The organism is Helicobacter hepaticus ATCC 51449 (assembly GCF_000007905.1).
Taxonomy (GTDB): Bacteria; Campylobacterota; Campylobacteria; order Campylobacterales; family Helicobacteraceae; genus Helicobacter_C; species Helicobacter_C hepaticus.
Genome location: NC_004917.1, coordinates 1,658,082 through 1,683,141, shown reverse-complemented (window position 1 = coordinate 1,683,141; position 25,060 = coordinate 1,658,082). Strand labels below are relative to the sequence as shown.

Here is a 25,060-nt window from a genome sequence, read left to right as displayed (position 1 = left end):
CTATGTCGCCGCTTTTGGATATTAAAGAATTATATTTTTCTTATAGGCGAGAGAATGTGCTTGAAAATGTTTCCTTTAGTTTGCAAGAGAGAGATTTTTGGGCAATCATTGGTCCAAATGGTGGTGGTAAAACAACTTTTATAAAACTTATACTTGGGCTTTTAAAACCTCAAAGTGGAGAGATAAAATTTGCTCGCAATATGAGCATAAAGCATATTGGCTATGTGCCACAAATTACACATTTTAATATGGATTTCCCTATCTGTGTGTATGATGTTATTGCAATGGGTTTGCTTAAACCTAGAATCTGGGGCTTTAGACCAAAAAAAGCACAAGATATATACGATATAATGAAAAAACTCAATATCACTCACCTTGCAAAAAAACCTTTGTATGCCCTCTCTGGTGGTGAGCGACAAAAAGTTTTAATTGCACGCTCCCTTGTAGATAATCCAAAACTCCTTATTCTTGATGAACCAACCGCAAATGTTGATGTCAAAGCACAAAAAGATATTTATCAACTTCTTGCAACACTCAATGAAAGCCTAAGTGTCCTCGTAGTAAGCCACGATATTTCTGTTATGCTTGGCTATGCAAAAGAAGTGCTTTATATTAATAAATACGCGCTTATTCATCAGATTCCAAAACTCAATTTTGATTTAAAAGAACATATTTGCGAAGTAGATATTCTTAACTCTTTTGCTCAAGCTGCACAAGGAGAATCTAATGGCTGATTTATTTTCATATCAATTTGTATGGATTGCGCTTTTTGTCTCATTTTTGGTAAGTGTGTGCAGCGGCATCATTGGTTCAATGATTGTAGCAAATAAAAATGTCTTTGTTGCTGGAGGAGTAGCTCATAGCGCTTTTGGTGGTGTGGGATTAGCACTTTTTTGTGGATTTAGCACAATGCTTGGAGCAATGCTCTTTAGTATATTAATGGCTCTTTTTCTTGCCTATGCGTTCTTATACCAAAGACAAAGACTTGATGCGTATGTGGGTGCAGGTTGGGCTCTTGGTATGGCAATAGGCGTCATTCTCATTGATTTAAGCCCGGGATATAATAATGACATTTCAAGCTATCTTTTTGGCTCACTCCTTGCCGTAAGTAAAGATGAAATGCTCGCTATGGCAATTTTTGATATAATTATCATCGCATTTGTAAGACTTTATTATTATGAAATCCTTAGCTTGTTTTATGATAGTGAATTTTGCACACTTAGGGATATGAATGTGCGCGTTTGGACAAGTATTATATTTGTGCTTATAGCTATGGGTGTTGTGATTTCAATGAGTGTTGCAGGATTAATTTTAGTATTGGCTATTCTTTCAATCCCCGCTTACATTGCTAATCTCTTTTCGCATTCGCTTAAAATGATGATGATAATCTCGTGGCTACTCTCACTTATTTTTATGTGGGCTGGATTTTTTATTGCTTATTGGTGTAATATAAGCATTGGAGCGTGTATAGTTGTGCTTCTCGCACTTGGTATGTTTGTTGCTATAATAACAAATAAATTTATGAGGAGGATTCTATGAGGGAAGAAGAATCGCAAAAAATTGCAAAAAGAGCTGTAAAAATCGCTTTGTTCTGTGTATTTATTACTTTGCTTTTAAGCCTTATTAATATCTATATACTGATTAACCAAATCAGTGCCACAGCAGCAATGAGCAAGGAAATCAAAGTGTTGCAGGAAAAAATAGGCATAAAAAGAGAAATACCTTAAAATTTAAGCGTAAATAAAGGGCATAAATGCGTATTTTGGTTCTTATGAGAGGGATTCCTGCAAGTGGAAAAAGCACTTGGATTGCAAATATGGGTTTAAGTGAATATACCCTAAGTGCTGATTCTTTGCGTCTTATGGCAAGTTCGCCTGTCCTTTTGCCCAAAAGTAAATCTAATGCTATTCTATCAGAATCTGCGGATTCTACAAAATCTCACGCATTAGATTCTCTGGCTTTTACAGGGATTAACCAACAAAATGATAAGCAAGTGTGGAAATTGCTTTTTACTCTCCTTGAAATGCGTCTTAAACAAGGGGATTTTACAATTATTGATGCAACTCATACGAGTATAAAAGCCTTGCGCGCTTATGAAACACTTGCAAATACCTATCGTTATCGTTTAATAGTGATAGATTTTAGTCATATTCCTTTAGAAGTAGCTTTACAGCGCAATGCTTGCAGAGGTTATAAATCTGTGCCCGTAGATATTTTGGAATCTATGTATAAAACTCTACAAGATTCTCTAACTCTGCCCTCGCGTTATGTTATTCTTAAATCCGATGAGATTGCGCCACTGCAAGACAAAACTCATCAAAGTATGCTGCATTTTAATCCAATTAATCTCAATACCTATGCTCAAATCCACCATATAGGTGATATTCACGGCTGTTTTGAGACGCTTTTACATTATCTTATTCACACCCATTCTTTAACACACTCACTCCAAGACGCATTGCGTATTTTAGAACAATCTCAATTTGCCCCTGAAATATGCGCTCGATTTCTCAATCCAAAAGCATATTATATTTTCTTGGGCGATTATATTGATAGAGGTGTGCAAAATGCTCAAGTCGTGCGATTTTTACTAGGCATTATGGATTTACCAAATGTGTGCCTACTTGAGGGCAATCACGAGCGTTGGTTATACAAATGGGGAAAAGAAGATATAAGCACAAATGAGTTTAGCATATTTACTCTCAAAGATTTAGAAAATGGCGGTGTAGGAAGCAAAGACACACATAGACTTTATTCCAAATTGCGTCAATGTGCTTATTATACTTATGATAATAAGATAGTCTTGTGCACACACGGAGGACTTCCTACTTTGCCAAATAATCTCTTGCTTGTCGCTACAAAACAGCTTATTTATGGCAGCGGTGGATATGAGGATATGCAAGAATGCGCAAAAAGCTTCGCTCTTAGCACAGCTAGTAACACCTATCAAGTTTTTGGACATAGAAATAGAGAAAAACACCCTATGCGCGTATATGAGCGAAATTTTGCACTTGAAGGTGGTGTGGAATTTAGTGGTGCGTTACGTGTGCTCATTTTAACAAAAACCTCATTACCTCCTTTTAGTGTCATAAAAACTATGCCTACTCAATCTAGCCTTTCAATGCAAGATTCGCTTATGGGTAGGCATACCTCAAAAGATAATTTTACGCTAATATATATGCAAAATAAACACAATACATCAGCACTAAACGCATTACATCAATCACGTTCAACCTTTTTGTTCTTACAAAAACTTCGTGCGAATGCACTCATTAAAGAAAAGAAGTTTGGAGACATTTCAAGCTTTAATTTTACTAAAGAAGCATTTTTTTCTAAACAATGGAATACTCTTACTTGCAAAGCTAGAGGTTTATTTATTGACACACACAATTTCCATATTTATGCGAGAAGTTATGATAAATTTTTTAACTACCAAGAACGAGAGGAAACTAGCGATGAGACTTTGAGGGAGAAATTAACATATCCGGTAAATGTATTTATTAAAGAAAATGGCTTTTTGGGTATTATGAGTACTCATAGTGCCTTGAGTGATACTAAAAATGCAAATAAAACAAATTATAATGTATTGCAAAACTTTTTCATTACATCAAAATCCGACCCTACAAGCCCTTATGCACATATAATGCGTAACCTTATTGCAGAATCTCTGCGCAAAACTGCACAAGATTCTATACAAGAAGTTGAATCTGAACTTTATGAAGAGCTTAAAACACGCAATCTTAGCCTTGTATTTGAAGTGATAGAGCCACAAGATGACCCACATATTATCGCCTATGAAAAGCCACAGGTTATTTTACTTGATGCGATTTATAACACACCTGATTATGCAAAACTCCCTTTTACAGAACTTTGTGCGCTTGGGAACAAATTTGGCTTTATATGCAAAGAGCACAAAATAACACTTCATTGCTGGAAGGAAGTGAGTGAGTTTCTCTATTGTGAAAGTGCATTAGAATCTAATTCTTTATTTGCACAAGGTAAGCGGAAGAATGGCTTTATTGAAGGGTATGTGCTTGAAGATAGTGCGGGTTTTATGTTTAAGTATAAAGGTGCATATTATCGTGCGTGGAAAGCCTTGCGTGAAATCGTTGAACAATGCGCACGCACTCGTGCTTTGCCTAAAAGTAAGGGTAAAAAATGGCAAGGAGATAGCGCGTATTATGAGCTTGAGGGAGCATTTATACAATGGCTATATCAATACATAGAACACAATGGTTTTGAAAGTTTGGAATCTAGTTCTCTTATTGACTTAAGAGAGGCTTTTTTACGCTCTTTAAGCATAACTTAACATCAAAGGAGATCAAATGCGATATAGTTTTATTATAATGACTTTATTTCTTGCCTTAAATTGCACCGCTTTAGAATGGAAATGGAAAGAAAAAAGTCTTAAAGATTGTAACAAATATGAAAAAGAATTGAACATAGATTTACATTGTAAGCATACAGGAGTGATTGAAAAAATCATTGAAGCCAAAGATATACAAGAAGCTTATACTAAGCTTTTAAAAGCAAAGGCAGATTCTAATATTTTTGCCATAGAGGCTTATCACGAAGAACTTTTAAAAAAATTACCAATGCAAAATTATCGTCTCACCCGAATCATTCCTCCTTATAATGAAAAAGCTTATATAGATTATAAATGGACTAACAAAAAAAGATTAGAGATTGCCATAGAAGCTGAGGATTGTCCTGCAATATATACTATTTATTTTATTGATTTGGGCAATGGGAAAGTTAAGATTCTATACGATCACGACGTTTGCTAAAGATAAGGAGAGAAAATGCGATATTTGTTGGTTCTATTATTTTGCTGCAATAGCTTATTTGCACAGATAGAAAAAGAAAAAAGCTTCACAGATACAAATATTACAGAAGCATATGGAGAAATGAAAATTGGTTTTTCAGAGAGTTATTATCTTCCACAAAGTATTAAGACTATGGAAAATATCACACAAACACTTGATGATGAGGAAAGTGAAATCTATGGCTATAAAACTCTCAAGGTGCAGTGGGAAAATACAAAAGAGGTGAAAATCAACCTAGAAGCTTTTGATAATGGGGAGAAAATTTGCGCTTATAGAAGTTATGAAATCTCCTTGAAACAAACAGGCAAGGACACTCAAGGTATTATAGCATCCAAAATGCTTTACCCGCAAGACATCGAAACATACATACAAAATGCTTGTGCCTGTAACTATTTTCGTGGCGAATATGGATATGACAAAGCGAGAGAAAAAGAGCTTGATGAAAAAATAAAACAATATTGTAAGCCACTCCCACAAGCTTACAAAATCTTACAAGAAAAATATAATAATCAGCCAAAAATACAAAAGATTCTAGAAAGGACAAATGGGCTGTGAAAGCAATCAAAAGATAAATCAAATAATAATATTTATTGTGCTTTTGCTAAGTTTTGGGTATGCAAATCCTAAAGAAAAAGATTTTGTGGTAGATTGTGATAAATGCGTGATTGAAGTGAGTTTTACTGAAGAGGAAGCGGAGAGATTCAAAAAAGAAATGGGAGAAGATAACTTTTATGACACAGCAGATGATGCGAATTATTATTCCTACACATTAAGAAAATATCTTGAAGTAAATGGTATAGAATCTAAACATATTTCACGTCTTGAAACGCCTTATACAAAGCTTATTTTTCCATATGTATCAGACCCACAAGAACAAATCAATGCTTATTTTAATATCACAAATCCAAAATATCCTAAAGAAAATGAATAATTCTATGCTCAACACAAAGTAATATTCTCAATCAATTCACACTCGCCATTTTTGATAATCAACGCATCAAGACAATACGCTTGTGTAATCTTATGTGTGAATAAATAAAATCCAATGGCTTTTGTAAGCTTTTTTATCTTGCTTGGTGTGATATTATAAATTGGCTCAAAGCTCTCGCCACTTTTTACTTCAATAAAATGCACAACATTATCCTTTAATGCGATAATATCAATCTCGCCATAACGAGCAAAAAAATTGCGCTCTAAAATCTCAAAACCACATTCACGCAAGAATACACAGGCAAAATCTTCTGCTTGTGTGCCTTTGTGTCTGCTATTCATTTATATGCCTTTTTTCTCCTATTTCAACATTCAATGCGCATTTTATAGGGCTTTTGTGAAATAGAATCTAATCTTTCTAGCTCCAAGAGTGCAGCATTAATATCCCTTTCATAGCAATGATGTGTGGAAAGTAACATTTTGGCGATATTTTTATCATTTGTCTCTTTTTGTAAAAATGCACCAATAGAAATATTATGCTGCCCTAGAATCTGCGATACTTGCCCCAATACACCGGGTTTATCACATACATAGAGTCGTATGTAGTATTGTGAGTAAATCTCATCAATACTTTTAAGCTTTAAATGCTCATTGCCTTCAAGCGGTTGGCTAAATCCAAGCATTGCTGCACTCTCCCCTCGTGCAATAGCAATAATATCACTTACTACAGAGCTTGCAGTTGCATCACCTCCTGCTCCTGCTCCATAATACATACTCTCCCCCACATAATCCCCAATGACACTAATGCCATTCATTACATTATCTACCTTGCTTAACATCGCACCTTTCTTAATCATACTCGGATGCACACGCAGCTCTACTTCGTTTCCTTGCTTTTTAGCAATACCAAGAAGTTTAATCGCATAGCCAAATTCATTTGCAAACTCTATATCATCAGGCATAATACTCTCAATACCCTCAATGAGAATCTCCTCTGGCATCGCATTAATGCCATACGCTAAAGAAGCAAGTATAAGTAGCTTATGTCCTGCATCGCCACCGCTTATATCAAGTGTTGGGTCAGCTTCTGCGTAGCCAAGATTCTGTGCTTGATTAAGTGCTGTGTGAAAATCTTGATTGTATTGCTGCATTTGTGTGAGAATATAATTACTCGTGCCATTGAGTATCCCACGAATAGCAAGAATATGATTTGCACTCAAACCATCTTTCAAAGCACGAATAATGGGTATGCCACCACACACACTTGCCTCAAAACCCACAGGCATACCATTTGCAAGCGGTGCTATATCATAACGGTGATAAGCAAGCATTGCTTTATTTGCAGTAATAAAAGCTTTTTTTACTTCTAACGCCCTCTTAGCAATCTCATAAGCAACTTCCACACCGCCCATAAGTTCAATAACAACTTCAATTTCGCAATCTTGCAAAATATCATCTATATTTGTGCTTACCTTTACATCAGTGGCGTTTAGATTCTTAAGCTTTGCGTGAGCTTTTGCCTCATCACGCACTACAATGCGCTTAAGCTCAATTTCTTTTCCAGCCCTTGCGCTAATAATATTCCGATTTGCCAAAAGTGCCTTTAATACGCTACTTCCTACAACACCAAAGCCAACCATACCCACTACAAGTTTTGACATACAAACCTCTTATTGAAATTGTTTAAGAAATGATTTGAGATTCCGTGCAGCTTGGCGAATGCGTTTTTCATTTTCAATCAGTGCGATCCTCACATAGCCCTCACCATAATCACCAAAACCCACACCCGGACTTACTGCAATTTTTGCCTCTTTAAGCAATCTTTTTGAGAACTCCAAACTTCCCATATCTCCTACACATTCAGGTAATTTTGCCCAAATAAACATACTTGCTTTAGGCTTTTTCATCTCCCAACCTGCTTCGCCAAAGCTTTTAATCAATATTTCCATACGCTTTTCATATGTATTTTTGATGTCTTTTACGCAAGATTGGTCGCCCTCAAGTGCAATAGTAGCGGCAATTTGCAAAGGCGTGTAGATACCATAATCAATCCAACTTTTAATTTTTTGCAAGGCTTGGATAATTTTTTTATTTCCTACTACAAAGCCTACACGCCAACCTGCCATATTATAGGTTTTGCTTAATGTATAACTCTCCACCGCTACATCTTTAGCACCCTCTATTTCAAGGATACTTGGCGTTTTAAAGCCATCAAAACAGAGCTCTGCATAAGCAATATCAGAAATAATATAGAATCTCTCCTGCTTGGCAAAAGCGACTAAACGCTCATAAAACTCCCTATATACAACAATAGTTGTAGGATTATGAGGAAAATTAACTACAACAAATTTCGGACGCGGCATCACTTCTTTCAATACGCGTTTAATGTTGATAAAAAAATCCTCTACATCAAGCTCCATTTGCTCATTCCACTTTAAACCAAAAGTAGAAACATTCGCACCATTAAGAATAAAAGCATAATAATGTATAGGATAGGCTGGTTCAGCTACGATTGCATTATCACCGGGATTTGCAATAGCTTGAACAAGATGCACATAACCCTCTTTGCTTCCCATTGTTACACACGCTTCACTCTCTGGGTCTAGCTCCACTCCATAAGTGCGCTTATACCAATTACAAATCGCCAAACGCAATTTATAAATGCCACGACTCACAGAATATCCTTGATTTTTACCCTTTTGTGCAGCTTCACAAAGCTTTTGAATAATATGCTCTGGCGTTGCTCCATCAGGATTACCCATAGAAAAATCAATCACATCTTCATTATTGCGCCGCATTTCTAGCTTAATCTCATTAATAGCAGCAAAAACATACTTTGGCAAACGTTTTATTTTATCAAACTCAATTTCATCAAACATATTTTCTCCTCTGTATTGTTTTAGATATTTAGATTCTATCGGAGATTCACAGAAATACCACCCTTAAGACTTTCCGAACTATCATAATCTGTAATCATTACAAACTTTACGCCTTGGGGAATCTTTACTTTAAGTGAAGCATTTGAACCTACATTACTCACCATATCTACTATACCAAGATTCTTATCATAAAGCACTACTCTTGGATTCCATTTAGGAAAATCAATGGCTTGGATATATAAATCTCCACCTGTATTCACATCTAACCAATATTCACCTGATGCTTCGCGTAAATTTAAAGTTGCAGACTTTGCGAGGAATTTTGTATTAGGTAATCGTGGCTCATTAACCTCAAGCATATATTCCCAAAATTGTGCATTCACACGATTAATATCAAGACAAATAAAACCTCTTTTTCCTAGCTCATCAATAATGATTCCCATATCGGGACTATGCTCTGTATTAAAGGAAAATTCTATGCTTGATAAGCCATTGCTCAACTCCGCTTTACTGATAACAAAATATGAATAGCCCATTGTTGTGAGAATATTATTACCAATTTTTGTCAGTAAAATAGGGCTGGTGCGTGCACTAAAATTTAATTTAACCTCACTTGGCTGCCCAAAACGCGAAGAAAGCAAGCCATTATTCTTAAGCGCATAAACAATCTTAGCAATATCAAGACGCCCACCTGTATAATACATATTTTTGTTAGCAAAGATTCTATTAATAAAGTTTGCATTGAGTTGATAGTTTTGCTCACCCATTAAATTTCGTATTTTATCGTCAAATGCGTCAGCCCACGCATAAACAGCCAAACTTATGATGAATATCCATCTTACCATTCCAAACCACCATTGAGTTGTTTAAAGCGTGTATAGCCTACATCGCTAAGATTTGCGCCATCATAATACATTCTCACAGGGTGTTTAGCTCCGTGAGAAATATCCTTACCATTAAGCGTAAGAGTAAAACTACTATGCCCCATAACAAAGAGCATTTTATGATTGAGTTTAATATCATATTCTCTTTTATAAGCAAATTGCTCTTTGCTCCCTGTCTCAAGATTAATTACGCCCAACCACAAATCATTATCAGCCCGAATATGTAAAACATTATCATTTTGTGAAAATTGCACAGATGTGCTTGCATTATTTTCTGCACTCTCTACATTTTGTTGTGTGCTTTGTGATTGAAAAAAGAAATTTTGCTCTGGGTGATTATTTGCGCTTGTTTGCTCTTGTTGTTGGTGAGGTATTTCCTCTGCAGCGGGTGAGAGCATATCTTGAGATTGTAATTCTTGTATATCTTGTTTATTTAGAGTATCTTCTTGTGGAGTTTGCTGAGTGGATTGCGTGTTAGATTCTGTTTGCTCAAGGGGTTTTGTAGTATCAAAAAACATACCATCATAAACTTCATTTTCTTCCCCGCTACTAGAATGAGAATCTTCGCTAGAATGCGTTACTTGTGGTGGCACATTTTGATAATCTTGCATAAATGCCTTATAGGCAAAATATCCCATAAATGCAAGGAGGATAAGCACCAAAATAGCATAGAGCCACGTATAAGATTCATTATCAGATTTTGTGGTAGGCTTAGCTTTAAGTGCAAGATCAAGCACACGATTTTCATGTTTTTTTTGCTCTTGCTTTTTCTTCTCTTCTTCCTCTTCTTTTTGAGCTAAATCTAGTAGTTTTTGAGCACGTTGCTCTTCATCTTGCTTGGTAATGACTTGCGAAACACTTTTAATATCTTCTTTTTGTGTCTGTTGTTGCAAAGTAATCCAATCACGTAAATCTACTTCATATTCACGCTCTAAAATTGCAATAAAACCTTTTGCCCTTACCTTATCAATCTTATCAAAACGTTTTTCAAGCACGTCTTCAATCTTTGAGCTTGCAAGTTTAGTGTTTTTGCTAATTTCCTTTAATCCAATAGCCTTCAATTTGGCAAGTTCTTCATCAAGAAATGTAGTATTTGTATTATTTCCTTGCATTTTTAATCCTATCTATTAAAATTCCCGTGGCTACTGCCACATTGAGTGAATCAAAATGGTGCTCCATTTTTATGGAGAGGATTGTATCAAGTTTGTGCTTCAATCGCGCTGATAAACCTTCAGATTCACTCCCTAAAAATAAAGCCCATTTCTTTTTTACGTTACAGCTCTCCTGCCCTTGCATATCTGCACCTATGAGCATAAAATCTGCATTTTTTAATTCATTTATTATATCAAAGATATGCGGAAAAACACCATAAGGCATATGTAAAAAAGCACCGCTTGAAAGACGAGCTATACTTTCTATGGCTTTTTGGCTAAGGTTTGATAAACAAATAACCACCCCTCCCACGCCTAAAGCATAAGCAGTGCGAAAAATTGAACCGATATTCCCTACATCAGTAACATTATAAAGCACAAGTAAAGAATCTTTGCTTTTGAGATCATTCAAGCTAAGCGGACTTGGTGGTATAATAGAAGCCAAAATGCCTTGATGATTCCCTCCGTGAGCAAGAGCTTGTGCTTTTTTCATATCTACACGTTTTATAGGCTTATCTAATTGCGCAAGTTGTTTAAATATGTCCTTTGGTAACTCTTTAGCAAGATATATTTCTTCAATGCACGAAGCATTTGTGTGTAAAATATACAAAATGGGTTGTTTTCCATAAACTATCACTGATTCACCTTAGTATTTCTTCATAACATTGCTTAATGCTATGTCCGCTTATTTTGCTTAAGATTTTAGCTTTAATCTTTGGTGGAATATCAAGTATAAAAATATCCTCATAACTTAAAGTTTTCTCTTGTTTTATGTGAGAAGAGCTAAAATCAAATATAATCACCCATTCGCCCCGAATCGTAACATCTTTGAGTATGGCAATCACTTCTTGTGCACTACCATAATATCTCTGCTGATGGAGCTTAGTGAGTTCTTTTTGCACAATAATTCGTATATGAGGAAGAAGTAAAGCAATATCGTGTAAAGTTTCTAAGATTCTATGAGGGCTTTCATAACAAATAACACTATAAGAATCTCCCATATCTAAATGGGAGAGCTGTATCAGTTTAGAATGCCTATGAGTCTTTTTATGTGGTAAAAATCCTGCAAATACAAAAGGTGTAGATTCTATACCGCTACCACAAAATGCCACATTAAGCGCACAAGCTCCGGGCAACACATCAAAGTCAATATCGTGTGTTATTGCATAAGAGATAAGTTTCGCGCCCGGGTCGCTAATACAAGGTGTGCCAGCATCACTCAAATAAAGCACACAAGATGCAAACATTTCCTTATGTAAAGAATCTATAAATTCCTCTTGATTATGAGAATGAAAAGATTTAAATTGTTTAGATTCTATAAAAGACTGACAATCCATATCAGTAGGTATCTGAAGTAAAGAACGAGAGATAAGAAGTTCTAAGAGTTTTTTTGCAACTCTTGTATCTTCGCATAAAATAATATCGGCTTGTTTAAATGCCTCTAACGCCCGCAGAGTAATATCTTCAAGATTCCCTATGGGAGTTGACACAAGTATTAGCACAGGATTATTTCATATTATATTTTTGTCGGAATTTCTCAACACGTCCTGTAATATCTGTGATTTTATCACTTCCTGTATAAAAAGGATGACAAAAGCTTGAAATATCAATACGAAGCTCGCTTTTAGTGCTCAAAACCTCAAGTTGTTTGCCACTTGTTACGCAAGTTACTTTGCAGGGTATATATTCTGGGTGAATACCTTTTTTCATCAAATGTCCTTCTTAGTTTAAGATTCAATTTTGCAAATAAAAGGTGTGATTTTATCAAACTCTGCTTTAATTCCTGCTTTAATGAGTGAATTTTATAGAAGAATAAATCCATAAAGAGCAAAAGCCCCCTATGGATTCTCAATAGGACTCTAAAATATTTAGAATCCAAATTTTACAAATGCAAGGGCTGAATGCTGCCATTTGTTACCATTAGTACCATTAATAATTAAATTACCAAGTGTGCCATTTGCACTTGCTTTACCTGTCCCAACATAGCCAGCTCCAAGCTTAAGATACATTTTATCGTTTCCTTGCCAAATTTTAATTGAGCCAACTGCAGAAATTTCCTCATAATCACCACCAGCATAAAGCAAATCAATAGCTGCGCGTCGGGATTCTACTCCACCAAATACATAATAAGTATCACCATAGCCAAGGAAATTTCCTACACCTGCACCACTCATACCACCACGATAGCCATAAAATCTTGCTCTATCACCGTAGTTAAGAAGATTATTATTTTTACCTTGATTAATGTAACCAAGACCAACTTTGAAAATATCATTAATTCTCAATTCTTCATCAATCCATAATGTAAGTCCACTTGTGCTTGAAGCACTGCCTACAATATTATCCATACCCCATACTGCACGCAATGTAGTAAATGACCTTAAAGCACCACTGCCAACATCAAGCACTGCTTTTCCACCAGCATTTAAGACATCGTGTGTCCCGGTAGTTGTATTTTTATCTGTCAGATATGAAACAAAAGGAGAAACTTTAAGCGCACCAAAATCAAAATCCAATCCTGCACTCACAAGCTCACCAATTTTTGAGGCATTCTTATAATTTTGATAGGTATCAAAGCTTGAAAGTTCATAACCCATTCTATTATAGGCTTGTCCTGCACCCAGTTGAGAATTTCTCCAATATGCCCACAGGCTCACCGCACCGCCATCAACATTGAGTGCAGCACCTTGCACATTACCATAAATCCAATCTACACCTGTATAATTTTTGCCATCTTTACCAAGATAAAATTCACCCATATCAAAACGTCCAAGGGCAAAACTTAATCGTCCACCATCATAACGCACATACGCATCGGATATATCACCATTTCTAGGGAATGCAATATCACCCACTGCACCATCAATTCCTGTGCTATAAGCTGGATAACCACCCCAAGCACCAATTCCAACACTCAAACTTGAGCCAAGCCCAATATCAAGTCCTGCTCTTGCACTCACATTAGCATAAGCTCTTTGCACTTCATTTCCATTTTTATTTTGTATGCCTAAACCACCAAATCCTTGATGATAAAAAGCGCCTAAATGACCAAAGGGGTTAACTTCTACTGCGTTTGCACTCATTGCTATAGCTGATACTACAGCAAGCGATATATAATATTTTTTCATTATTTTCTCCTTGATAGATTAAAAACTAACTCGTCCAAAAACACGGGTTAGCAGATAATTCTTGCCATCAGCGGCAAAAATTGAATTATCCAGCGTAAAATCGGCATTATTTATCATACCTATAATTTTAGCTCCTATTTTAATATTATTTTGAGGCTCGGAAGTGATGCCTACTTCCCAATTAAAGATATTTTTAGAACCAATAGTTGTATGGCGAATAGCTCCATCAAGCTGCACATACTGCTTTAAATCATACTCTAAAAAGCCATACAAAGTTGTTGCATTATTATAAAATAATCCTTCTCTTCGTTCAAAATAACTGCTCTGCCCAAAAGAATCTATACCTCTTGCACCATTTTGAGATACTGAAATTACACCTCCACCTGTGTTTAAACCAAGCCATTTTGCTCCACCCTCTAGCCACACAAAACCACCATCACCACCTGCAGTTTGGGTATCAATCACTCTATCTTTATTTGCACTCACAAAAGATAAAAAGTGCATTTTCCCATAAAGTATAGCATTACCAGCAGGCACCGCAACAAGCACTTTTAATGCAAATGAAGTAAAATCACCCGGTGCGGCATATACATAAGGAGTAATTTGTAATGGAGATTCTGGTAAAGTAATTGTTGCCCCAAGATACATTGCCCCCATACCACCAAAAGGATTCCTAAACCTGTCCATACGATAGTCTGTAACATAGGCATTTTTCCAAGCCCAAATAAAATCTACTTTAAGATTCTCTACATCTTCATAAGTTACCGCTGCACCTTGTGTATAATGTTTAATCCATTCACTATCAGTTTTAAATCGTCCTGCATACATACTTATACGATTTGGATTGACAAAGCTTGCATACGCTTCTGTAAGAATATAATTCTCTTTCACTTTTGAGAAATCCCCATTATGCACTTGAAAAAGCTTTGTTGCAGCCCACATAGAACCACCAAATGCCAATCCCCGAAGTCTTTGTGTTTGATAAGCAAGCGAAACATTTGCATCAAGAAAACCAGGAGCCGCACTTGTCATATATTGGTAATATATACCCATATGTCCACTTGGGTGTCCTGCAAGAAGATAACGCGCTAAATTATTTGCATTTGCAATTTCGCTTAAGCTAAGCACACACACAACAATCACAATTAGTTTTCTCATAAAATCCCTTTAGTGACTCTTCTAATTCCTTTTAGAATCTAGCTTTCAAGGACTTCTAGCAAAAATAATTCCATTTTCAATTATAATTATTGCAAAATTAATCTATATCCACATTTTTGGCACAATTCGCAAGGTATATTGCCTTGTCTCAAATTTAGACTAAATGCTATAAATGCTTTAGAATCTAGTATATCTGCCAAATTCTGCTCTTTTAAATTTCCAAAACTTGCCTGTGCATTATAATCTATGCAACAAGGCACAAGTTCTCCATTACTCAAAATCCCAATTTGCTTTTGTGCGCCATAACATAATGGCTTTATAGATGATTTATTATTGATATTATATGGCTGTGCAAATGTATCTTTTTGAATCTCCCAATCAAAAGAATGTGTGGGATTAAGAAATACTTTTTTTCCAAGCTTTAAACGCTCTTGCTTCAAATCAATATTAGAAAAACCAAAATATGCTCCAATTTCATTAAGCATTCGCACAAAATAGTTTTCTCGGCGCAAAATATCATTACTATGAAATCGTAAATTCACAAAAATAGGTGATTGAGAATGTATATTAAAGGCACAAAAATCTAAAATACGCTTTAAATGTGCCTTTTTGAATTGATGAGGATTTGCTAAAAATGCACTTAGAGAAAATGAAACTTGCACAAATGGTTCATTTAAAAGTAATTCAAAATGCTTTTTGCGTAAAAATAATCCTGTAGTTACCAAATCTACTTTTAAATGATACTTTCTAAGTATTTTTACATACATTTCAAAATGTTGCACGCTTAAAGGATCGCCTAACAAATGCAAATGCACTCTTCGTGTTTTGCCTTGAATCTGCGCGCATATAGATTCAAAAAGTTTTAAATCCATTGTGCCACGCCTTTTAGAGAGCGTATGGCTTGGGCAGAATCCACAAGAGAGAGCGCAATAATCACTTAGCTCTATATAAACTTTTTCAAATAACTTCATTAATAATATGCCTTTATAGCAAAATAACATTAATATTATTTTCTTAAACTCATTTTATAAAATAATACTATATTAAACTATATAAGCAGAATATTACAGATAAAATCATAATTTTTTTTATATATATACACTCATTAAAGTTTATTCTACTTATATCAACTTTATAAATTTTTAATCTTTTTTTGTTATGATTGCTTTTTTAATTTATATGTTAGGAGACATTATGGCAACAAAACATCAATTTCAAACCGAAATCACGCAGCTTTTAGATTTAATGATACATTCTTTGTATTCTCATAAAGAAATTTTTTTACGAGAGCTTATCAGTAACGCATCTGACGCACTTGATAAGCTCTCATATCTCACGCTCACACAAGAGAATCTTAAAACTCTTTCTTTTGAGCCACGCATTGATATTTCTTTTGATGAAGAGAAAAAAACCATTACCATAGAAGACAATGGTATAGGTATGAATGAAAATGATATGAAAGAACATCTGGGTATTATTGCCAAATCTGGCACAAAAAGCTTTCTTTCACAATTAAGCGGAGATAAAAAGAAAGATTCTGCACTTATTGGGCAATTTGGTGTGGGTTTTTATTCAGCCTTTATGGTCGCTCATCGTGTTGTAGTGCAAAGCAAAAAAGCAGGAGAGGAAAAAGCCTATGCTTGGGTGAGTGAAGGCAAAGGTGAGTATGAGATTGGCGAATGTGTTAAAGAATCTCAAGGGACACAAATCACGCTTTATCTACGAGAAGAAGATGCTCATTTTGCTTCACGATGGGAAATTGAAGGCATTATTCATAAATATTCTGAACACATTGCTTTTCCTATTTATCTTGCATTTGTGGAATCAAAATTTGAAGGTGAAGGTGAAAATAAAAAGGAAATAAAAGAAAATAAGCAATCTCAAATCAATACTGCTAAAGCTCTGTGGAAAATCCCTAAAGCAGAGCTAAAGGACACAGATTATAAGGAATTTTACGCCACACTCTCTCACGATAATAATGAGCCTATGCGGTGGATTCATACCAAAGTTGAGGGTAATTTAGAATACACTACGCTTTTTTATATCCCACAAAAAGCCCCATTTGACCTTTTCCGCGTGGATTATCAATCAGGTGTGAAACTCTATGTAAAACGTGTATTTATTACCGATGATGATAAAGAGCTTTTGCCTCCATATTTGCGATTTGTGCGAGGTGTCATTGATAGTGAAGATTTACCACTTAATGTCAGCCGTGAAATCCTCCAACAAAATAAAATTCTCGCCAATATCAAATCTGCTTCAACAAAGAAAATCTTAAGTGAAATTACCAATATTGCAAAAAATGAGGCAGATTATAAGACCTTTTATGAACAATTTGGCAAAGTGCTTAAAGAGGGATTGTATGGAGATTATGAAAATAAAGAAAAGATTCTAGAATTATTGAGATTTGATAGCTTTAAATCAGAATATATTTCGCTCAAAGCGTATAAAGAGTCTATGGGAAATGAGCAAAAAAGTATTTATTATATGCTTGGTGAAAATAAAGACGCACTTAAAAATGCTCCTTTACTTGAAAAATTTGCACAAAAAGGCTTTGATGTGCTACTTTTAAGTGATGAAATTGATGCAATAGTAATGCCAATGGTAGGTGAATATGATAAAGTGCCGCTTAAGAGTATTAATTCCAAAGAAGCTCTTGCAGAATTAGGAGAAGAATCTATTGATGAAGCAACACAAAATGCTTATGAGCCTCTTATCAAAGGCTTTAAAGACGCACTAGGAGAGCAAATTGCTGAAGTGAAGCTTTCAAGTCTTGGTGATGCACCACTTACACTTATTAAAGAAGATAATAATCCTATGATGGCAAATCTTATGGCACAAATGGGGCAAAAAGTGCCAGAAACTAAACCTATACTTCAACTTAATATCACACACCCTCTTTTTGAAAAACTTAAAACCGCACAAGAGGATAAAATCAAACAAAGTGCTTTGTTACTTTTTGGGGCTGCCCTCATTCTTGAAGGTAGCACATTAAAAAATGCTAAAGACTTTAATACAGAACTTAATAGCCTTTTACTCCAAAGCCTGTAGGCTTTGGGTTTATAGCCATTCTTTTATATGCACTACTTGAGAAGTAGGGAAAGCCAAAAAAAGGCTTAACTTATAGAATCTAAAATGAGCCTCTTAATATTTTCACACAAGTCTTAATTGCATCAATGAGATATTCTATATCCTTTATCGTGTGGGTATAATGGATACTTACTCGTAGCCACATTGGCTTTTTCTCATAGCTACCATCAGGTATAAGATAATGTCCATAAGGACCCGCACAACTACACCCTGCACGAGTTTGTATGCCAAATTTTTTACTCAAAAGCGCACATAAATCAAGTGGTGAAATTGAACCAATATTAAAGCTCACTATACCTAATCTTTCTTTTGATAAATCTCCATAAATACTTACAGCTGGGATTTTTTGTAATTCATATAAAAAGGCTTGAGTGAGAATATTCTCTCTTCGTTTAATCCATTCTAACCCTATTTCATTGCGTAATTGATAGGCTAATGCTGCATAGAGTAAGCCTAAAATAGGTGGAGTACCCGCTTCTTCACGCAAAGCTATATCATCAATGAAGCAATGTGTCGTATCATTGGCATATTTAATCACACCTCCACCAGCAAAACTTGGAGGAATCTGTGCATCAAGTAAAGATTTTCTTATTGCCAAGATTCCACACGCGCCTACACCACCCAAAAGCTTATGCGGTGCAAGAAATGCCACATCAAAATCAGCACAATCTACTTGCATATAAGCCGATGAGCTTGCCATATCAAGCGCAATAATAGCTCCATAGCGTCTAAGTAATGCTATACAAGATTCTAATGGTGTGAGAATCCCTGTAACATTAGACGCTGCGCTTAAAGAAGCAATAATCGTGCTGTGCTTATTTTCTTTTTTTATCTTTTGCAAAATCTCTTCTAAATGCTTTATATCAGGTAATCCTTCTATATCAAAAGCAATTTTATGAATATGACAAAGCCCTTGTCGGTAACTTATTTCATTAGAATGATGTTCAAACCCACTTATAATAATTTGAGGGAAATTTAATGTATGCGTGTGTGCATCATAATCTTTAAGTTGTTGAAGCAAAGTAAGTTTTGGCGTGGAAGAAAGATTTTTATTTAAATGTTGTAAATGTGATAAACTGCGTGGAGGCGCATAAATCCCCATAATCTCTTGAAATTTTTTAATACTAAAACTCGCTCCACTACCCCCAGCGATGAGTATAAAATCTTTATTAAGCCCGATTGAATAGGAAATACTCTCCTTTGCCTCTGCATAAAGTCCGCTCATTAGAGCAGCATTAGAGGCTATATAAGAATGTGTATTAGCATAATAGGGTAAAATAGATTCTATACGTTTGTTGATTATCTTATAAGCAAGACCGGAAGCTGTGAAGTCAAAATAATAATGTTTAGAATCCAAAATAGTATTTGAACGAAGTTGCGAAAGCTTATCATAGCGACTATCAAGTAAAGGTGTAAAAAAATGACGAATGAGTTTAACAACCTTTGAATGCGTATGCAAAAGAGCCATTACTTTCCTTCTAAAGAAATTGTATGAAATTTTATTTTTGCCTTTTTATGCAATCTTCTACAAGCTGTTACTTTATGTATCTTTTTGCACATATGTGTATAATGATATATACAATCTCTTACCTGTGCTTGCAAAAACATTGTTATAAAACTATTGTAGGTATAAATATAAAGAATTTTAAAAATAAAAAATATATAAATGGGAAGTTTTGAGGTAATCTTTTGGATAACTTTCACTTTACTTTCCTTCTTATTTAGGATTTTTATTATACAATATTTAAGAGCAAACCATTATACAGGGTTTTGGTTTCTATAACAAAATTTTAAGTAGCAAGGAGAACACAATGAGGGAAGAGTTTGAACAATTCATTAAAGACTACAAAGCACACGTAAGTGAGCGTGATGCACAGGGTATCCCACCCCTACCTCTTAACACAACACAAACACAAAGTGCAATTGATATGTGCAAGGATACAAGCATAAGCTCTGAGCAAAAAACATTTGCCAAAGAATTACTTATACATAGAGTAAGTCCGGGCGTAGATGCTTCTGCTAAATTAAAGGCAGCATTTTTAGGAGAAATACTCTTAAAAAACAAACAGGATTGGGGATTTACTCCCAACGAGGCTGTAACTTATCTAGGCACGATGCTTGGAGGCTATAATGTAGCACCACTTATTGAGGGACTTTCTCTTAATGACAATGCGCTTGCAAAAGCTTGTGCTAATGCTCTCAAACATACACTTTTAATCTATGATAATTTTGAAAAAATCGCTGCACTTAATACACCTCTTGCTCAAGAAATTATCCATTCTTGGGCTGAAGCAGAATGGTTTAAAAATAAAGAAGGCTTAAAAGAAAAAATTAAAGTATGCGTATTTAAAGTAGATGGCGAAACAAATACGGACGATTTAAGCCCAGCTGGTGATGCTTTCACACGAAGTGATATTCCTCTGCACGCTAAGGCTATGCTTAAGAGCCGAATTGAAAATTTTGAGCAACGTATAGAATCTGCAAAACAAAAAGCAGCTCAAAATAATGCTGTTGTAGCGTATGTAGGTGATGTCGTTGGCACAGGAAGTAGCCGTAAATCTGCTTGTAACTCTATTATGTGGCATTTTGGAAAAGAGATACCATTTATACCTAATAAAAAAAGTGGTGGTATCGTTATTGGAAGCGTCATTGCTCCTATATTCTTTAATACTTGTGAAGATAGTGGTGCGCTTCCCATTGTTGCTGATGTGAGCGAGCTTAAAGATGGCGATATTATTGAGATTGACACACTCAAAGGGGAAATTATTAAAGAAGGAAAAATTGTAGCAACTTTCAAGTTAAATCCTATAACTTTGGCTGATGAGATTCGCTCCGGGGGTAGAATTCCCCTTATTATTGGTAGAGGATTAAGTGCTAGAGCAAGAGAATATCTTAAACTCGGTAAAAGTGATGTCTTCAAGGAAGCCAAACAGCCTGCTCAAAGCACAAAAGGCTATACTCTAGCACAAAAAATGGTAGGACGCGCTTGTGGAGTAGAAGGTGTGCGTCCGGGAAGCTATTGTGAGCCAAAAACGACAACTGTTGGTAGCCAAGATACTACAGGTGCAATGACACGTGATGAAATTAAAGAACTCGCCGCACTAAGTTTTGGCGCAGATTTTGTGCTTCAAAGTTTCTGTCATACCGCAGCTTATCCAAAATCAGCGGATGTAAGTTTGCACGCGACTTTACCAAACTTTATCTCTGAACGCGGCGGTGTAGCATTACGACCAAAAGATGGCGTTATTCATTCGTGGCTTAATCGTATGTGTTTGCCTGATACAGTTGGTACAGGTGGGGATTCTCATACAAGATTCCCTATTGGTATTAGCTTTCCTGCAGGAAGTGGCTTAATTGCTTTTGCGGCAGTTACAGGTTCTATGCCTCTTGATATGCCAGAATCTGTACTTGTGAGATTTAAAGGTAAGCTTAATCCGGGTATAACCTTGCGGGATTTAGTTAATGCAATTCCTTATTATGCAATTAAACAAGGGCTTTTAACCGTTGAAAAAAAGGGTAAAAAAAATATCTTTAGTGGGCGGATTCTTGAAATTGAAGGTTTGGGAGACTTAAAAGTAGAGCAAGCCTTTGAGCTTAGTGATGCAAGTGCCGAAAGAAGCGCAGCTGCGTGTAGTGTGCGTCTTAATAAAGAACCCATTATCGAATACTTAAGCTCAAATATCAAGCTTATAGAATCTATGATTGTTCAAGGTTATCAAGATGCAAAAACATTGCAACGCAGAGCTGATAAGATGAAAGAATGGATTGCAAACCCTGTGCTTTTAGAGCCAGATAGCGATGCTGAATATGCTGCTATTATTGAGATTGACCTTGCTGAGATTAAAGAGCCAATTTTGGCTTGTCCTAACGACCCCGATGATGTAGCAACTTTGAGTGAGATTCACGCTGATTCTAAACGTCCAAAAAACATTGACGAAGTATTTATTGGAAGCTGTATGACAAATATTGGACACTTTAGAGCATTTGGAGAAATTGTTAAAAATGAAGGACAGAGCAAGACGCAAATTTGGATAGCACCTCCCACAAAAATGGACGAAAAACAGCTTACCAAAGAAGGATATTTCTCGCTTTTTGGTGCAGCAGGAGCAAGATTAGAAGCACCAGGTTGTAGCTTGTGTATGGGTAATCAAGCTCGTGTCCGTGATAATGCGGTAGTATTCTCCACCTCAACTCGTAATTTTGATAATCGTATGGGTAAAGGAGCACAAGTTTATCTAGGAAGTGCTGAACTTGGCGGTGTATGTGCAATGCTTGGAAGACTTCCAAGCGCACAAGAGTATCTTGAAATTGCTCCTAAAAAGATTGATGATAAGAAAAACAATATCTATACTTATCTCAACTTCCACCTTATGCAAGACTTCGCCCTCTAGGCAGGGCTTGCTACATTTATTTTCAAAAAACAAGGCATCAATAAGTGAATCTAAAGCTTTTAAAGGGACTTTAATTCGTAAAAATATATTATTTCATTTTTTAGGGATTTGTAAAATCCAATTTGATAGAATCTTTGATTAATGATGATTCTATAATAAAGGCTTACTTTAAGGATTCACGAATGAACAACACTATACAAATTGATGTGCGAGATTTACCCTGTCCAGAGCCAGTTTTAAAAGCAAAAAAAGCACTTTTGGGCATTAATGAACATACTCTAAAGCTTCATAACTATGAAATAATTGGCAATTCACCCTCTTCTAAAGAAAATCTTATGCGTTTTTTAAATACTGAAGGTTTTGAGTTTGAAGTAGGTTTTGGACGCGATGAGCAATTTATGATTATCCTCAAAGGTAAAGCAAGTAAGCAAAATGCACATAAGGACAAAATAATCCCTAAAATGATGCTTATTAAAAATGATCGCGTAGGTGAAGGGGAACTTGGAGGTATGCTTATTAATGGCTTTATTAAATCTCTTCTTCAAACCGATATACTCCCACAAAAGATTTTTTTTGTTAATCGTGGGGTTTTACTCACTACTGATAACAAAGAAGTGGATAATACTGAAATTGTGGAAGTGCTCAAAGAGCTTGAAAAACAAGGAGTTGAAGTTTATTCGTGTGGTTCGTGTTTAAGTTATTTTTCGCTTACAGAACGACTCAAGGTTGGTATGATAGGCAATGCTATTCAAGGTGTGCAAAATATGCTTCTTGCCGATAGCCTCATTTCACTTTAGGATAATTATATGGCAGATTACCAGCTTACAAAGCATATTCAATGCGCAGGTTGAGCAGCTAAAGTAGGTCTGTCAGACCTCGCACAAATCTCTAGCCAGCTTACCCAAAAACCAAACTCTTTGCTCATTGCAGGATTTGAAAGCAATGAAGATTGCGGTGCAATGCTCTATGCACCAAATGATGAATACGCTATGCTTTCAAGTGTGGATTTTATCACACCTGTGGTTGATGACCCATATCTTTATGGACAAATCGCTGCAGCTAATGCTCTAAGTGATATTTTTGCAATGGGAGGTGAGGTCAAGAGTGCGCTTAACTTGCTTATGTGGGATAATACACATTTTGATAGTGCGGTAGCAAATGCTATTTTAAAAGGTGGGTTAAACAAAATTACAGAATCTAACGCATTACTTCTTGGCGGACATACTATTAAAGATAAAGAACAAAAATATGGCTTAGCTGTCAATGGCATAGCACACAAGAATCGTTTGTGGCGCAATCACACTGGATACATCGGCGATATGCTTGTATTAACAAAGCCTCTTGGTAGCGGGATTCTTACCACTGCTATAAAAGCTCAAATGTTCTCCCAAACAACTGAAGTAACTCAATCAATGGCTATGCTCAATCTCTATGCTGCGCGTATCGCACAAAACTACGAGATTCACGCTTGCACAGATATTACAGGATTTGGGCTTATTGGACACGCTTTTGAAATGTGTGGAGGTATAAAAAATCAAAATGAAAAAAGCATACTTTTTTATACCAAACAAATCCCACTTTTTGACAAGACAGAATCATTTTCTCAAATGGGTATCGTGCCCGGTGGCTCTTATGAAAATAAAAAAGCTTTACAATCTCAAGTGCAGATACAATGCACACTTGAAGATGATATTTTTTATTATGATGCACAAACTTCTGGTGGTCTCCTCTTTGCACTTCCTTTTAATCAAGCAAAATTATTTGTTGATGAATTACACAAAGCAGGTATCATACACGCAAATGTTATCGGTGAAATCATACCTAAAACAGAAACATCTATTGTTTTAGGATAAGATTCTTTGATTTGAAAAAAATATGTTTCCACCGATTTTAGAATCTAAGATTCTCAAACACTTTGGGAGGGCATTATGCAGTTTAATACCATAGATACTCTAGTGCGTAAGTTTTATGTGTTAAAAGAAAAGGGATTTGTAGCAAACCCAAACTACAAAGAAGATTTACAGCATATGCTCCCTCAAGAAGAATTTGCAATGTTTAATATAATGTTTGAGCAAGAAGCATTGAATAAAGCTATTGATAATATTAAACGCTCCTACACAGCTGGATTTGCTAAAAAACAATGTGTTATTAATATTTTATCAGAACCCAAAATTACCCAAATTGCTTCAGTTTTGCTCAAAGGTTCTCAAGCAAACACTCTTGAAAAAGCCATTCGCTTAAGAGAGCAAACTGATAAAGCAAGCATAATATTTTTAGAACTTATGCGCAGCATTGAAGACAAGCTTTTAACTTTCCTTACCTCACGCATAAATAATTTTCCTAGCAATACTTCACCTGATAACTTTACACAAACCCTTGCCCGAAAAGAAATTAGTCTTAGCAATGCAGCACGATATTTTGGTGGAGATTTTGAAAAAGCATATCTTGATGATAAAGGTGCAGGCAAAACATATTTTGATTTTCTTACCTGCCAAGTGCTCGCTAAACATAAATTTATGCACACTGAAGATGTTCAACGTCTTTTGCTTGTTTTTATTTGGAACTCAATTCCAGCCTTTTTAAGCAAAACGCGTTTTACTTCAGTAGGAAGTGTGCATTAATA

Annotated in this window: 24 protein-coding genes; 12 read left to right on the top strand and 12 right to left on the bottom strand. The window is 35.6% G+C overall.

Translation table 11 applies throughout. From position 1 onward, the window contains the following. Nucleotides 1–2 precede the first annotated feature (2 nt). From HH_RS08490 to HH_RS08460, 7 genes are read left to right on the top strand one after another with little or no spacing between them, the layout of a single operon-like run. Nucleotides 3–734 (top strand): metal ABC transporter ATP-binding protein, encoded by a 732-nt coding sequence (locus tag HH_RS08490; RefSeq protein ID WP_011116598.1) that lies wholly within the window; start codon nucleotides 3–5, stop codon nucleotides 732–734. Beyond that, nucleotides 727–1,539, top strand: coding sequence for a metal ABC transporter permease (locus tag HH_RS08485; RefSeq protein WP_011116597.1), 813 nt, complete (start codon nucleotides 727–729; stop codon nucleotides 1,537–1,539). Before HH_RS08490 ends, HH_RS08485 begins: the two co-directional genes overlap by 8 nt. Then, the gene (locus HH_RS08480; protein WP_011116596.1) at nucleotides 1,536–1,727 is read left to right on the top strand and encodes a DUF5408 family protein; all 192 of its coding nucleotides are present in this window, start codon (nucleotides 1,536–1,538) and stop codon (nucleotides 1,725–1,727) included. Before HH_RS08485 ends, HH_RS08480 begins: the two co-directional genes overlap by 4 nt. Nucleotides 1,728–1,753: 26 nt before the next feature. Continuing rightward, nucleotides 1,754–4,309 carry an RNA ligase gene (locus HH_RS08475; protein WP_041309156.1) on the top strand — a complete coding sequence of 852 codons (2,556 nt, stop codon included), beginning with the start codon at nucleotides 1,754–1,756 and terminating at the stop codon, nucleotides 4,307–4,309. A gap of 16 nt (nucleotides 4,310–4,325) precedes the next feature. Next, complete coding sequence (locus tag HH_RS08470; protein ID WP_011116594.1) at nucleotides 4,326–4,787, top strand: hypothetical protein; 462 nt, start codon at nucleotides 4,326–4,328, stop codon at nucleotides 4,785–4,787. Nucleotides 4,788–4,802: 15 nt separating this feature from the next. Then, nucleotides 4,803–5,381, top strand: coding sequence for a hypothetical protein (locus HH_RS08465; RefSeq protein ID WP_226989492.1), 579 nt, complete (start codon nucleotides 4,803–4,805; stop codon nucleotides 5,379–5,381). After that, complete coding sequence (locus HH_RS08460; RefSeq protein WP_011116591.1) at nucleotides 5,371–5,757, top strand: hypothetical protein; 387 nt, start codon at nucleotides 5,371–5,373, stop codon at nucleotides 5,755–5,757. Before HH_RS08465 ends, HH_RS08460 begins: the two co-directional genes overlap by 11 nt. 8 nt (nucleotides 5,758–5,765) lie before the next feature. Here the strand turns inward: HH_RS08460 and HH_RS08455 are convergent, their stop codons facing one another. The 11 genes from HH_RS08455 to HH_RS08405 all read right to left on the bottom strand — a co-directional run bounded on the left by HH_RS08455 (nucleotide 5,766) and on the right by HH_RS08405 (nucleotide 15,927). Continuing rightward, the gene (locus tag HH_RS08455) at nucleotides 5,766–6,098 is read right to left on the bottom strand and encodes a YraN family protein (protein ID WP_011116590.1); all 333 of its coding nucleotides are present in this window, start codon (nucleotides 6,096–6,098) and stop codon (nucleotides 5,766–5,768) included. A gap of 23 nt (nucleotides 6,099–6,121) precedes the next feature. Beyond that, nucleotides 6,122–7,417: a homoserine dehydrogenase gene (locus tag HH_RS08450; RefSeq protein WP_011116589.1), complete on the bottom strand. Its 1,296-nt coding sequence runs from the start codon at nucleotides 7,415–7,417 to the stop codon at nucleotides 6,122–6,124. 9 nt (nucleotides 7,418–7,426) lie between these two features. Further along, nucleotides 7,427–8,635, bottom strand: coding sequence for an LL-diaminopimelate aminotransferase (locus HH_RS08445; protein ID WP_011116588.1), 1,209 nt, complete (start codon nucleotides 8,633–8,635; stop codon nucleotides 7,427–7,429). Nucleotides 8,636–8,670: 35 nt separating this feature from the next. Beyond that, complete coding sequence (locus HH_RS08440; protein ID WP_011116587.1) at nucleotides 8,671–9,480, bottom strand: hypothetical protein; 810 nt, start codon at nucleotides 9,478–9,480, stop codon at nucleotides 8,671–8,673. Next, nucleotides 9,474–10,631, bottom strand: a complete 1,158-nt coding sequence (locus HH_RS08435; RefSeq protein ID WP_011116586.1) for a hypothetical protein — start codon at nucleotides 10,629–10,631, stop codon at nucleotides 9,474–9,476. The genes HH_RS08440 and HH_RS08435 overlap by 7 nt, the downstream gene beginning before the upstream one ends. Continuing rightward, the gene (gene rlmB, locus HH_RS08430) at nucleotides 10,618–11,307 is read right to left on the bottom strand and encodes a 23S rRNA (guanosine(2251)-2'-O)-methyltransferase RlmB (RefSeq protein ID WP_011116585.1); all 690 of its coding nucleotides are present in this window, start codon (nucleotides 11,305–11,307) and stop codon (nucleotides 10,618–10,620) included. The genes HH_RS08435 and rlmB overlap by 14 nt, the downstream gene beginning before the upstream one ends. Nucleotides 11,308–11,311: 4 nt before the next feature. After that, on the bottom strand, nucleotides 11,312–12,160 hold the full coding sequence (rsmI, locus tag HH_RS08425; protein WP_226989491.1) for a 16S rRNA (cytidine(1402)-2'-O)-methyltransferase: 849 nt from the start codon (nucleotides 12,158–12,160) through the stop codon (nucleotides 11,312–11,314). Between the two features lie 16 nt (nucleotides 12,161–12,176). Next, on the bottom strand, nucleotides 12,177–12,380 hold the full coding sequence (rpmE, locus tag HH_RS08420) for a 50S ribosomal protein L31 (protein ID WP_011116583.1): 204 nt from the start codon (nucleotides 12,378–12,380) through the stop codon (nucleotides 12,177–12,179). Nucleotides 12,381–12,538: 158 nt separating this feature from the next. Further along, complete coding sequence (locus tag HH_RS08415) at nucleotides 12,539–13,798, bottom strand: hypothetical protein (protein WP_011116582.1); 1,260 nt, start codon at nucleotides 13,796–13,798, stop codon at nucleotides 12,539–12,541. Nucleotides 13,799–13,816: 18 nt separating this feature from the next. Further along, nucleotides 13,817–14,956, bottom strand: a complete 1,140-nt coding sequence (locus tag HH_RS08410; RefSeq protein WP_011116581.1) for an Opr family porin — start codon at nucleotides 14,954–14,956, stop codon at nucleotides 13,817–13,819. A gap of 86 nt (nucleotides 14,957–15,042) precedes the next feature. Further along, on the bottom strand, nucleotides 15,043–15,927 hold the full coding sequence (locus tag HH_RS08405; RefSeq protein WP_158295437.1) for a radical SAM/SPASM domain-containing protein: 885 nt from the start codon (nucleotides 15,925–15,927) through the stop codon (nucleotides 15,043–15,045). Nucleotides 15,928–16,147: 220 nt separating this feature from the next. On the opposite strand from HH_RS08405, the gene htpG reads away from it, so the two are divergent. Then, nucleotides 16,148–18,007 (top strand): molecular chaperone HtpG, encoded by a 1,860-nt coding sequence (gene htpG, locus HH_RS08400; RefSeq protein ID WP_193328823.1) that lies wholly within the window; start codon nucleotides 16,148–16,150, stop codon nucleotides 18,005–18,007. 79 nt (nucleotides 18,008–18,086) lie between these two features. On the opposite strand, the gene HH_RS08395 is transcribed toward htpG, so the two are convergent. Continuing rightward, nucleotides 18,087–19,514 carry an aminotransferase class V-fold PLP-dependent enzyme gene (locus HH_RS08395; protein ID WP_011116578.1) on the bottom strand — a complete coding sequence of 476 codons (1,428 nt, stop codon included), beginning with the start codon at nucleotides 19,512–19,514 and terminating at the stop codon, nucleotides 18,087–18,089. A 343-nt stretch (nucleotides 19,515–19,857) separates the two neighbouring features. Between HH_RS08395 and acnB the strand changes: the two genes are divergently transcribed. From acnB to HH_RS08370, 4 genes are all read left to right on the top strand, one after another. Beyond that, nucleotides 19,858–22,437 carry a bifunctional aconitate hydratase 2/2-methylisocitrate dehydratase gene (acnB, locus tag HH_RS08385; protein WP_011116576.1) on the top strand — a complete coding sequence of 860 codons (2,580 nt, stop codon included), beginning with the start codon at nucleotides 19,858–19,860 and terminating at the stop codon, nucleotides 22,435–22,437. Nucleotides 22,438–22,619: 182 nt separating this feature from the next. After that, the gene (gene yedF / locus HH_RS08380; RefSeq protein ID WP_011116575.1) at nucleotides 22,620–23,234 is read left to right on the top strand and encodes a sulfurtransferase-like selenium metabolism protein YedF; all 615 of its coding nucleotides are present in this window, start codon (nucleotides 22,620–22,622) and stop codon (nucleotides 23,232–23,234) included. A gap of 69 nt (nucleotides 23,235–23,303) precedes the next feature. Then, nucleotides 23,304–24,290, top strand: coding sequence for a selenide, water dikinase SelD (gene selD / locus HH_RS08375; RefSeq protein ID WP_083750356.1), 987 nt, complete (start codon nucleotides 23,304–23,306; stop codon nucleotides 24,288–24,290). 75 nt (nucleotides 24,291–24,365) lie between these two features. After that, nucleotides 24,366–25,058: a hypothetical protein gene (locus HH_RS08370; RefSeq protein WP_011116572.1), complete on the top strand. Its 693-nt coding sequence runs from the start codon at nucleotides 24,366–24,368 to the stop codon at nucleotides 25,056–25,058. The last annotated feature ends 2 nt before the right edge of the window (nucleotides 25,059–25,060 follow it).